General features: G+C 75.4%; 9 protein-coding genes. 2 read left to right on the plus strand and 7 right to left on the minus strand.

Translation table 11 applies throughout. The annotated features are described in order from the left end of the window. Both SCA03_RS33805 and SCA03_RS33815 read left to right on the plus strand, forming a co-directional pair. Positions 1–817: M23 family metallopeptidase (locus SCA03_RS33805; RefSeq protein WP_141275852.1), on the plus strand; the 817-nt coding region annotated here is incomplete at its 5' end. A 228-nt stretch (positions 818–1045) separates the two neighbouring features. After that, complete coding sequence (locus SCA03_RS33815; protein ID WP_230989095.1) at positions 1046–2686, plus strand: alpha/beta hydrolase-fold protein; 1641 nt, start codon at positions 1046–1048, stop codon at positions 2684–2686. Positions 2687–2716: 30 nt separating this feature from the next. Here the strand turns inward: SCA03_RS33815 and SCA03_RS33820 are convergent, their stop codons facing one another. The 7 genes from SCA03_RS33820 to SCA03_RS33855 form a co-directional block, all read right to left on the minus strand. Then, positions 2717–3607 (minus strand): DUF5936 domain-containing protein, encoded by an 891-nt coding sequence (locus tag SCA03_RS33820; RefSeq protein ID WP_030892192.1) that lies wholly within the window; start codon positions 3605–3607, stop codon positions 2717–2719. A 2-nt stretch (positions 3608–3609) separates the two neighbouring features. After that, positions 3610–4665 (minus strand): type II secretion system F family protein, encoded by a 1056-nt coding sequence (locus SCA03_RS33825; RefSeq protein WP_086815766.1) that lies wholly within the window; start codon positions 4663–4665, stop codon positions 3610–3612. 190 nt (positions 4666–4855) lie between these two features. Then, a complete protein-coding gene (locus SCA03_RS33830) occupies positions 4856–6214 on the minus strand; it encodes a TadA family conjugal transfer-associated ATPase (protein ID WP_030892197.1) in 1359 nt (452 codons plus the stop codon). Between the two features lie 67 nt (positions 6215–6281). Continuing rightward, complete coding sequence (locus tag SCA03_RS33835; protein WP_030892199.1) at positions 6282–6674, minus strand: TadE family protein; 393 nt, start codon at positions 6672–6674, stop codon at positions 6282–6284. Positions 6675–6678: 4 nt separating this feature from the next. Then, positions 6679–9423, minus strand: a complete 2745-nt coding sequence (locus SCA03_RS37120; RefSeq protein WP_308698573.1) for a TadE/TadG family type IV pilus assembly protein — start codon at positions 9421–9423, stop codon at positions 6679–6681. A gap of 222 nt (positions 9424–9645) precedes the next feature. Beyond that, positions 9646–10377: a Flp pilus assembly protein CpaB gene (gene cpaB / locus SCA03_RS33850; RefSeq protein WP_030892209.1), complete on the minus strand. Its 732-nt coding sequence runs from the start codon at positions 10375–10377 to the stop codon at positions 9646–9648. After that, entirely contained in the window at positions 10374–11411 is a 1038-nt protein-coding gene (locus SCA03_RS33855; protein WP_086818128.1) for a hypothetical protein, read from the minus strand. Before SCA03_RS33855 ends, cpaB begins: the two co-directional genes overlap by 4 nt. Positions 11412–11593: the final 182 nt, after the last annotated feature.

Genomic DNA, 11593 nt, shown 5'->3' on the forward strand with positions numbered 1-11593 from the left:
CGTCCACCCCGACGGCGGCTCCCAGCAGACCCAGCCCGAGCAGCAGCCGCAGCAGCAGACCCAGCCCAAGCAGCAGCAGCCCCAGCAGGAGTCCGCCCCGCGGAAGGCGGAGTCCGGCCCGGCGTCCGCCGACTACACCGTCCGCAGCGGTGACACCCTGCACCGGATCGCCGTGGCGCACCATGTCTCCGGTGGCTGGAAGACGGTCTACGACGCCAACCGCTCGGAGATCGGCGGCAATCCGAACCTGATCGTGCCGGGCCAGAAGCTCACCCTGAAGGGCGGCGCCCAGCAGCAGTCCTCCGGTGCGCACACCGGGTCCGGCGCCGAGCCGCAGGGCGGCACCTCGGGCAAGGCCGCCGGTGCCGAAGCGAAGACCTCGGCCGACTCCGGCTCCTCCCAGGCGACCGGCAGCGGCTATGTCCGGCCCGTGCCGGGCGGCACCAGCACGCCGTACCAGGCGTCCGGCAGCAGCTGGTCGAGCGGCAGCCACACCGGTGTGGACTTCACCGCGTCCTCCGGCACCTCCGTCAAGGCCGTCGCAGCCGGTGAGGTCGTCGCGGCCGGCAACGGCGGTGCGTACGGCAACCAGGTCGTCATCAAGCACGCCGACGGCAAGTACACCCAGTACGGCCACCTGTCGTCCGTCTCGGTCTCCGTCGGCCGGCAGGTCGGCGCGGGCACGCAGATCGGCCTGTCCGGCGCGACCGGCAACGCCACCGGTCCGCACCTGCACTTCGAGGTGCGCACCGGCCCGGACTACGGCTCGGACATCGACCCGGTCGCCTACCTGCGCGCCCACGGCATCTCGCTCTGACCGGACGGCCGGCGAACGGCCCCGGGCGACTGCCCACGGACCGGCGCGCTCGCGTCGTCGCACCCCGGACGGGGCGGCACCCTTCGCGGTGCCGCCCCGTCCGTCGTTTCCGCAACGCCCCGCTCTCCCACGCCTGTACGGCGCACCCGACCGGTAAGTTAGGTTAGGCTAAGCTAATAAGCCTCTCGTCGGCGCGCGCCCGAGGAACGACCAGAGAGCGGGGCCCTCTTGACGACATCCGCACCGCACACCAGCCGCCGCCCCTGCCCCGACGAGCCCGCCGGACCGGCCTCGCTGCCGCACGGCACACCGGAGACCCCGGACCTTCCGGAGACCTCGGAGACCCCGGACACCCCGGACACCCCCGACACGGCGAACACCCCCGGCCTCCCGGACGCCTCGGACGCCCGGCGGCCCACCGACCCGGACCCGGGCCCCCGGCCGGACGGCGCCGGGCCGCAGCCGCCGCGCACCGTGCCGAGCCCGGTGATCGCCCGGCTCGCCGCGCGCCTGGCACGGACGGCGGAGGACGAACGCGACGCGGTCGTCGAGGAGTTCTGGGACGCCGCGGCCCGCGCGGGCACCCCGCTGGCCGAGCCGCTCGACGACGACCCCGGCCATCTCGCCGTCACCTTCCTGCGGCGCGGACACCGGGCGGTGGGCCAGGTACTGCTGCTCGTCAACACGCTCGTGGAGCGGGAGCGGCTGGCGGACGCGCTGATGGAGCGGCTGCCGGGGACGGACGTCTGGCATCTGGCCTACCGGCTGCGCGCCGATCACCTCGCCTCGTACCGGATGGTCGCCGATCTCTCCCCCGGGCCGCCGCCCGCCGACCCCGCCGTCGCCCAGCAGCGGCTGCGCGGACTGTGTGCCTTCGCCGGGCCCGACCCGCTCAACCCGGCGCTGCTGCCCGGACGTCGGGGAAGCCCCGGCAGCAGCGTCCTGGCCCTGCCGGGCGCGCCGGCGCGCGCCTGGGCCGAGCCACGGGAGGGCGTGCCCCGGGGGCGCGTCGACCGGTACCGGGTGCCGAGCCGTGCCCTGTCGCACGGGCCGGAGAAGGCACACCGGCCGGACGAGACGGAAGGCGCGGACGGGGCGGACGCGGAAGTCCGGGGCGGCGACGGGGCGGGTCGGGTCGTCCGGGACGTGTACGTCTATCTGCCGCCCGGCGCCGAGGGCGCGGCACGGACCGAGGGGGTGCGGCTGCCGGTGCTGGTGCTGTGCGACGGGGACATGTGGTTCGGCCGGCTCGGGCTGGCCGGCTGTCTGGACGCCCTGATCGCCGACGGCCGGATACCGCCCCTGGCCGTACTGGCACCCGACTCCGTCGACGGCCCCACCCGGCGGCGGGAGCTGGCGGCGTCCGAGGAGTATGTGCGCTTCCTCGCCGACGAGTTGCTGCCCTGGGCCGCGGCCCGCTGGCCGGTGACCGGGGACGGGGCGCGCACCGTCGTCGCGGGCCAGGGCCTCGGCGGGCTGACGGCGCTGTACGCGGCGCGGCTGCGGCCGGAGCGGTTCGGCGTGGTGCTGGCGCAGTCGCCCTCGCTGTGGTGGCGGCCCGGGGCACCGCAGGCCGGGCCCGGCGGCCTCACACCGGGCGCCGTACCGGGCGGCGAACCGCCGTGGCTCGCCTCGCTGTTCATGGACGGGCCCCCGGATGCGGGGCTCTCCCCCGCGGCGCTGCGCGTCCGGCTCGACGCGGGGCTGCACGAGGGCCCGTCGGCCGGGCTGGTCCACACCCTGGGCGAGGCCCTGCGGGCGCACGGGCACCGGGTGGTGTGCCGCACCGTCAACGGCGGGCACGACTGGGCGTGGTGGCGCGAGGCCCTGGCCGACGGGCTCGTCGAACTGCTGGGCGGGACCGCCTAGTCGCTCGGTCCGGCGCCGGGCCCGGGGCGGTCAGCCGCCGAGCACCGCGCCGAAGTCCGTGCCGGAGCCGAGGATGAACGTGGCGACGATGAGGATCAGGGTGCCCGGCAGCAGAAAGGCGATGGTCGTCATCGTCGCCTTCGGCACCGTCTTGGCCGCCTTGCGGCGCGCGTTCTGCGCATCGGTCCTGCGCATGTCGGTGGCGATCTGTATGAGCGTGTCGGCGATCGGCGCGCCCAGCTCCTCGCCCTGCTGAAGGGCGGTGACGAACTGGTCGACCTGCTCGCTGGTGTTGCGCCGGCGCAGCTCGTCGAACGCCTGGCGGCGGCTGACGCCCATGTCCATCTGGCGCAGCGTGATGCGCAGTTCGTCCGCCCACGGGCCCTCGTACCGGTCGGCGACCCGCTCCAGCGCCTGCCGGAAGCCGAGCCCGGCCGAGACGACGACGGCGAGGACGTCGAGGAAGTCCGGCAGTGTGCGCTCGATGACGTGCCGGCGCTCCTTGATCGCCTGCCGGATGCTCAGGTCGGCCGCGGTCCACCCGAAGGCCAGGACGACGACGGTGAACAGCGGGCTGCCCGCCGCGAGTCCGACCAGGCCCATCACCAGCCCGAACAGGCCGAAGACGGCACGGCGGGCCGCGTACCGCTGGAGGGTCAGACCCCCGGGGTTGCCCGCCTGGTCGATACGGCGCCGCTTCTTCTCCACCCGCGCCGGCCCCATCAGCCGCAGCACCAGCGGCACCAGACGCAGCCCGAGCCGGTCGACGGCCTGTTCGCCGGAGCCGGCCCGGGTCGCGCCGACCTCCAGCGCGACGGCCAGATCGTCCGGCAGTCTCGTCTCCGCGCGGTACATCCGCACCCCGGCGAACGCCCCCAGGACGGAGAGCCCCACCAGCGCGGCGAGCGCGAACGCCACCATCGTCACACCTCGATCCTGCCGAGCCGGCGGATGACCAGGAAGCCCGCCGCGAACAGCGCGACCGCGACGACCATGGCGATCTGCCCGACCGGGGAGCCGGTGACCCGGGTCAGTGCGCCCGGCATCATCGAGTTCATCATCAGCATCGCTCCGAGCCCCAGCAGGGGAATGGTGAAGGCCGTCGCATTGACCTCGGCGAGCATCGTGCGCACCTCGCGCCGGGTCTCCTTGCGCTCCTCCAGCGTCGTGGTGAGGTTGCGCAGCGAGCCGACGATGGTGCCGCCCGCGCGGTTCGACAGCACCAGCGTCGTCACCAGCACCACCAGCTCCCGGGACGGCAGCCGCTCCGCCAGCTCGCCGAGCGCGTCGTCCACCGACCGTCCGACGGCCAGCTGGTCGGTGACGATCCGCAGCTCGTCCCCGGCGGGCGCCTCCAGCTCCTCGGCCGCCATACCGAGCGCCGTGCGCAGGGCCAGCCCGGCCGAGGTGGCGTTCGCCAGGATGCGGGACAGCTCCGGCAGCTGGTTGATGAACTGCTCGGTGCGGCGCTGCCGTTGGTGGTTGAGGAACGCGTTCGCGGAGAACACCGCCACCAGCCCGGCGATCGGCCCGAAGAACGGCGCGAGCACCGTCGCGGCCACCACCCACACCACCGCGACCAGCGCCGCGAGACAGACGACGAACTCGCCCGCCGACCACTCCAGCCCCGTCGTGGCCAGCTTCGCCTGGAGGCGGCGGCCGGGGCCCGTCGCCCGCACCCGCCGGTCGACGGCGCCGAAGCGGCGGCCCCGCTCGCCCCCGCCGGGCAGCGCGAGCGCCGCCGCGTCGGATCCGGCCAGCCGGTGCAGCAGCGCCTTGCTCCGGGAGCGTCCGGAGGCGTACAGCACCACCCCGAGGACGGCGAGCGCGACGGCGACCAGCGTCGCACCGAGCGCGAACTGGGCGGCGGCGTCGAGCGCGAGGGCCCGTCCGCCGTCGGGCACACCGTCCGGGGCGGGAGCGGCGTACGGGGCGTGCACCCCGCTCAGGGCGCGGGTCGGGGCGGTCACGGCGGGCATGGCGAGCACCTCGGGGCGGACGGGCGCGGCGTGCGCGAGAGCTTCGGTCGGCGGGGCTCCGGGAGTCGGCACTGGGGGCGCCGCCCCGGGCCGAGGCGCTCCGGGCGGAACGGCTCCGGACGGGCGGGCTCCGGGGGCGAGAGGGCCGCGCGGCGGGGCGCCGGGCGGGCGGGTGGGGGCTGGGGCACGGTCAGTCCGCCTCCCGGGTGGCCAACTGGTCGGCGGAGTCCGCGACACCGAACGCGGGCGGCACGTGCTCGCCCGCCAGATACATGCGGTCGGCGATCCGGCGGGGCAGCGGCAGATGCGCGAACGTGCCGTGCACCCGCCCGTCCGCCGACATCGGACGCGCCTCGAACCGCGAGGCCGTCGCCAGCTGGAAACGCTCCCGGCCGTGCGAGGCGAGCAGCGAGATCTCGACGACCTTGCGCGAGCCGTCGGCCAGCCGCGCCAGCTGGACGAGCACGTCCACGGCCGAGTTGATCTGATCCTGGAGGGCGGCGAACGGCACCTCCACCTCCGACATGGAGGCCAGCGTCTGGAGCCGCATCAGCGCGTCCTCCGCGCTGTTGGCGTGCACGGTGGCCAGCGAGCCGTCGTGGCCCGTCGACATGGCCTGGAGCATGTCGAGCGTCTCGCCGCCGCGCACCTCGCCGACGATGATCCGGTCCGGCCGCATCCGCAGCGAGTTGCGGACCAGATCGCGCACGGTGATCTGCCCCTTGCCCTCGACGTTCGGCGGCCGCGTCTCCAGCCGGATCACATGCTGCTGCTGGAGCTGGAGTTCGGCCGCGTCCTCGACGGTGATGATCCGCTCGTGCTCGGGGATGAGCGCCGACAGCGCGTTCAGCAGCGTCGTCTTCCCGCTGCCCGTCCCCCCGGAGACGACGACGTTGAACCGCGCACGCAGAAACCCCGACAGCAGCGCCAGCATGTGCTCGTCCAGCGTGCCGAGGCCGATCAGCTCGTGCAGGCTGTAGGCGCGCGGGAAGCGGCGGATGGTGAGCGTCGCGCCGGTCAGCGAGAGCGGCGGAATGATCACGTTGACGCGTTCGCCGGAGGGCAGCCGCGCGTCCACCATCGGATTCGACTCGTCCACCCGCCGGTTGACCGTGGAGACGATGCGCTCGATGGTCTGCATCAGCTGCTCCTCGGAGGCGAACCGCACCGGCACCTGCTCGACGCGGCCCGCGCGCTCGACGAAGATCTGGTCCGGCCCGTTGACCATGATCTCCGTGATGGAGCCGTCCTCCAGCAGCGGCTCCAGCACCCCCAGCCCCAGCGCCTCGTCCACCACCCGGCGGATCAGCAGCGTACGGTCCTGCGTCGCCAGGACGGGGCCCTCGCGGCTGATGATGTGCCCGAGGACCCGCTCCAGCCGGGCCCTGCGCTCGGCCGGGCTGAGCGCCGACATCTCCGCCAGGTCGATCTCTTCCAGCAGCTTCGTGCGGTAGGCCGTGACCAGATGGCTCGTGCTGTCGGCGGCCGTCCTTCCGGCCACGCCGGTGTGCTCGGGCGTGGCCGCGGCGACGCGGTTGCGCAGACTCATGGCCGGCCTCCTCCCCTCGGTCGCGGAACGTGCGGCTTCCGGTCCTCCGATGTCCTCGGCGTGCCGGTCACTCGGCCGGCATCGTCGCCGAGCGGGACGCCTTGCCGAAGCTGTCGATCCCCGGGATCAGGGACGGGATCGTCACCGTCGCGGTCACCTCCACCTCCTCGCCGCCGTCCGCCAGCGCGAAACTGCTGCGGGACGCCGTCCAGCCCGACATGGCGTTCCGGCCGCCCGCCTGGTACTCCCCCGCGATGTCGTCCTGCGCCGCCACCCGCGCCGCCGCCCGCGCGCCCGTACCCGCCTGCTGGACGGCGTACCCGGCGACGCCGAGCTGCACGGCCGCCACCGCCACCAGCAGCACGATCGGCAGCATCCCGGCGAACTCCAGCGCGCTGGCGCCCCGTTCACCGTCCCGCACCGGCCACGCCCGGCGGAGGACACCCTTGCGCCCGCTCATCCGCTCACCCCTCCTCCGCCGCGCCCGCCTCGCCGTTCACGGTGAACGGCAGCCCGGCGGCCCCCGGGAACAGGATCGGCGTCCGCAGATCGACCTGCGCCTTCCAGACGTGGCCGCCCCGCGCACAGCTCACCGAAGCGCTCTTTCGCCACGTGGCGGGCAGATGCTCCCGCGCCGCCTCCTCACAGGCACCCTGCGGATCGCCGTACGCCGCGGCGCCCGTCGCCGCGCGGGCCGCCTCGTCCGCCGCGTTCCCGGCCAGCGAGAAGGTGTAGCCGATCAGCACGCACTGCCACAGCAGGACCAGCACGACCAGCACCACCGGCGCCATCCCGGCGAACTCCACCGACACCGCGCCCCGGTCCCCGCCACGCGCCCATCCCTCCCCCGGCTCCTGCCGCCACCAGCCGACGCCCCCGCTCCCGGCCCCACCACCGGACGCCCCGTGCGCCTCGCCCTCAGCGGACGGGTCCTCGGCCGAAGTCCCCTCGGCCGAAGTCCCTTCCGCCGCGGACCCCTCCCCCGACGGCGCACCGTCCGTGGGCGAGGGCCCGTGCGCATACGGTGTCCCGTCCGCGACCGAGGCCCCCGCCGGGTACGACGGCCGCTCCGGAGCCGGGTCCCCCGCCGGGTACGACGGCCCCTCGGCTGCGGGGCCCGCCGGGTACGCCGGACCTTCCGGGTACGGCGGCCTCTCCGGCGGCTGCGGTGACGGCACATCCGGGTACGGCGGGCCCTGCGGCAGCGACGCATCCGGATACGACGGCCCTTCCGGGTACGGCGGTCCGCCCGGCGACGCTCCGGCCTGCCACGCGCCGTTGCGGGACGCCTCGTTGCGCGCCGCCTCGTGGCCCGATGCCTCGTTGCGCGACACCTCGTCCGTCACCGGGCCCGGCGCAGGCGGCCCGCCCGCCGGTGGCGGACCGTACGGCGCCGAACCGGGCGGCGGTGGCTGGCCGCCGCCGAGCGCCGCCCCGGCATACGACGGACCGTACGGCGAGGGCCCGGCCCCGGTCGGTTCCGCCCCGGCGGGCCCCGGTGCGTACCCGTACCCCGGCCCGAACGTCCCCGTCCCGGGCCCGTGTTCACCGCCGTCGGCGCCGTACCCCGGGCCGTGGCCAGGGGCGGGCCCCTCCCGGGAAGCGGTCCCGTGAGCCCTTCCCTGAGCGGAACCGGCCACGGGCCCGAACCCCTGAGCGGCACCGGAAGCCTGCCCCGGCAGCAGGCCCGGACCCGAGCCGGAAACCGACCCCGACCCCGGCCCCGAGCCGGAAGCGGAAGCGGGACCCGATCCCGGCCGTCCCGGCCGCCCCGGCCGCCCCGGTTGCCCCGGCCCCGAGGCGGAAGCGGGACCCGCCCCCGTCCGCCCCGGTCGCGGGCCGCCCGGCGGAAGCGCCTGTCTGCCGCCGGCGGGCAGCTCCGCACGCCCTTGGCCCAATATCCCGGCGCTGCCGGTACCGCCGTCGCCCGCCGGGGCCCCGGCCGCCCCGCGTCCGCCGGAGCGTCCGCGCCGGCCCCGGCCGGTCCCGCTCCGCCCGCCGATCTTCGCACCGCTCCCGCCGCCGTCGACGACGAGCCCCAGCTCGCCCGCGAGCGCCCACAGCGCCTGCCGCACGCTGCCCTTCGCGTCGAGGTCCTGCATGCGTCCGGCGTCCAGCGCCGACTGGAGTTCCTTGAAGGCGGCCGGCACGGTGGTGCGGGCCATCGGGGTCCCGGTGACGCGCGCGATCAGCGAGGGCTGGATCTCGGTGTGCCGGGAGGCCCGGTTGACGACCGTCACGGTCTCCTCGGCCTTGCGGATCCGCAGCCGTTCCCACAGCCGCACCGTCCGCTTGGCCCCCCGCACGGAGATCACATCGGGCGTGGTCAGCAGGGCGGCCAGGTCGGCCAGTTCGACCGCCGCCGCGTTGGCGGAGTGCATCTGGCTGCCGCAGTCGACGACGACCACCTCGAACCGGGTGCGCAGGGCGCCGAGGATCTGCCGGGCGGCCCGTTCGTCGACCTCCTCGCCCCGCTCGCCCTCGCCGGGCGCGAGCAGCAGCCCCAGCCCGGACTCGTGGGTGTAGACGGCGTCCTGGAGGACGCGCGGCGAGATGTCCCTGATGCCCGCGAGGTCGACGATCGACCTGCGGAACTGCACGTCCAGACAGGAGGCGACGTCACCGGCCTGGAGGTCCAGGTCGACCAGTGCCGTGTCGCGGCCGGAGGCCCGCGCGGCGAGCGCGAGCTGCACGGCGGCGAGCGTCGTGCCGACGCCGCCCTTGGCCCCGCTGACGGTGAGCACGGTCCCGCCCTGCCCGCGCGGGCCCGGGTCGCGCCCGCCGTGTCCCGACACGCCCAGGTGACGGCGTACGCCCGAGGCCCACGCGGCGGCGGCGTCGATGCGCGCCGCCAACTCGTCGTAGGACAGCGGCAGTCCGGCCACGCCCCGGGCGCCCGCGTCCATCGCGGCCGAGTACAGCCCGGGGCTGGTGTCCTGGGTGACGAGGACGACGGCGACGGCCGGGAAGTGCAGCGCCACCTCCCGGATCAGCTCCAGCGCGGGGACGGAGCCGATCAGTTCGTGGACGAGCACGACCTCGGGCAGGTCCGCCGGGGACTCGGCGGCCTGCTGCGACAGGGTGTCGATCAGCTGGGTGGAGTCGATCGCGGGCGGCACCGGCTCGCACTCCGGCAGCTGGCTGAGCAGGGTGACGAGGGAGCGGGCGGCGTCCGGGTCGCTGACGGCCGGCTGGATGCGGATGACCATCGGCTGGCTCACCTGTCCTCACTGGTGACGTCGCTCGGGACCTCGTCCGGGACAGCGCCCGGAACCTCGCTGCTGACGTGCCTGCTGAACCGACTGCTGCCCCGGCTGCCGAGAGAGCCGTTCACGGAGCCGGTGACGGAGCCGCCGACGAGGCACGGGCAGCTGCGCACCGGAAGCCGCGCCCGGGAGCATGCCCCGGAGATCCGCCGGCCGGCCACCGCGCTACCGGTCCTTCGCGAGGCTGTAGGTGCGGTCGTCCTCCGGCACCTCGGCGTCGTCACCGGGCGCCACCCGGGCGAGCCGGACGTGCTCGGCGAACGACTCGGCGTAGGCGACCCGTTGGGCGTCCTCGGTACCCAGGGCGAAGGTGATGGGTACACCGTCCCGCTCGCGCTGCCGCGTGCGCTCGTCGCGGTCCTCCCCCTCCTTGAACGGGGTCAGCTTGCCGACGTCGATGACCCGCGCCTGGCTGACGATCACCCGCGACTCGTCCGGGGTGCCGCCGCCCTTGGACCCGGCGCGCTCTCCCTCGAAGGTCGCGTAGATGTTGACCCGGTTGCCCGGCTTGATCTTCCCCGCGACGCCCGTCTCCGCGTCGATCATGATGGCGATCTCCTGCTGACCGGCTTCGAGTTCGGGACGGTCGGCCATCATGTCCTTCTGCAACAGCGAGCCCTTCCGCAGCGGATTGACGGCGATCTTCCCGCGCACCTCGGACAGATCGGTGACGGCCGTACCCGGCAGCCACCGCTTCGGCATGCTGACCTTCCGGAACTGCGCCCCCTTCAGCCGCTCGTACGCGGACACGTCCTGCTTCAGCTCGTACGCCGTCGTCTCGTCCCCCACCTTCGACTCGACGTTCCTGACCACCGCCAGCACACCGGCGAACGCGCCCAGCGCGCACAGGAGGGACAGGACGAGCAGGAGGACGCCACGGCGCTGGCGTGCATTCATCGACGGATTCCTCGGGGGTCGGCGACGACGGGGCCGTCGTCCTGACGGGCGGCGGAGGCGGACGCTGAGGCGGACGCGGACGCGGGCGGGGAGGCCGCGGCGGTGGCGCCGCCACCGGCGGGCTCCGCCGCGGCACGGGCCGGGCCGGGACCCGCACCGCCCTCGGTGCCCCGGCCGGCCGCCCGCCCGGCGGAACCGCCGTCCGGCGGCGCGGGCGCGGCGCAGAACGCACAGCGGTCGCCGATGAGTTCGAGCCCGCACCAGTGGCAGAGGTCGCGGCGCACCGAGGCGACGAGCTGCCGCAGCACCGAGACCTCCGGGATACCGGCCACGAACTCCGTCAGCTTCCCGGTGCCCCACCAGGCGGCGGACTCCCCGGGCAGCGGTGCCTCGTCCACCCCGGCGACCCGCCAGCGCGACGCCAGCCTCCCGGTGGCCCACTCGCCGCCCAGCGGGCCGCGCGCCACGGTCAGCCGGGTGGCGAACTGCGGCCCGGTGAGCGCTGCTTCGCCGTCCGCCCCGGCGCCGCCGATCCGCACCAGCTCCGGCACCGGAGCGGCCAGCACGGCGAACCGGGAGCCCGGCAGCCAGGACCGGGTGTGCGCGCCCAGCCCGACCGGCACCCGGTCGAGCCCGGTGACCGAGCCGAGCACCGCACCCGCGTACAGGTAGTGCGTGAGCAGCCGCACGGCGGCGCCCAGCACTCCGGGGCTGAAGTCGCACACCGACAACTGCCGCAGCTGACGCACCAGGACGGCCGTCGCCAGCGGCGGCAGCGCGACGGGCATGAGCGCGATCCGGTGGCTCTCCAGCAGCGCCCGCACGGTGTGCAGCCGGTGCAGGAACGGGGTGGGCAGGCCGGAGGGGTGCACGACGACGAGATAGCCGTGCCGCTCCAGCAGCGCGTGGGTCTCGGCGAGCGCCGTCTCCAACGGCTGCTCACGCGGGGGCGCGAAGACGTGTGCGCCCGGGGTCTGCCGGTCCGGCCCGGCCAGCACGAGGTCGCTGCTGGTGACCGCTAACGCCGTGGACACATCAGCCTCCCCCCGGCCACCGCGGCGCCCGGGCACGGCCCGACGCCCGCGGACGCCCCTCGCACCCGGCGCCCCACCTGGATCCCGCCGCGCACATGACGGCACCTGACGGCTCACACACTAGCCACGGAACCCCTCCCGGAGAACACTTCCCGAAACCCCCCCCCGCCCACCCGCCACAC

The organism is Streptomyces cacaoi (assembly GCF_006539165.1).
Taxonomy (GTDB): domain Bacteria; phylum Actinomycetota; class Actinomycetes; order Streptomycetales; family Streptomycetaceae; genus Streptomyces; species Streptomyces cacaoi.

Coding starts and splice junctions, on each gene's coding strand:
- SCA03_RS33825 (WP_086815766.1), bottom strand. CDS start 4,665: ATGCCCGCCGTGACCGCCCCGACCCGCGCCCTGAGCGGGGTGCACGCC.
- SCA03_RS33830 (WP_030892197.1), bottom strand. CDS start 6,214: ATGAGTCTGCGCAACCGCGTCGCCGCGGCCACGCCCGAGCACACCGGC.
- SCA03_RS33820 (WP_030892192.1), bottom strand. CDS start 3,607: ATGGTGGCGTTCGCGCTCGCCGCGCTGGTGGGGCTCTCCGTCCTGGGG.
- SCA03_RS33835 (WP_030892199.1), bottom strand. CDS start 6,674: ATGAGCGGGCGCAAGGGTGTCCTCCGCCGGGCGTGGCCGGTGCGGGAC.
- SCA03_RS37120 (WP_308698573.1), bottom strand. CDS start 9,423: ATGGTCATCCGCATCCAGCCGGCCGTCAGCGACCCGGACGCCGCCCGC.
- cpaB (WP_030892209.1), bottom strand. CDS start 10,377: ATGAATGCACGCCAGCGCCGTGGCGTCCTCCTGCTCGTCCTGTCCCTC.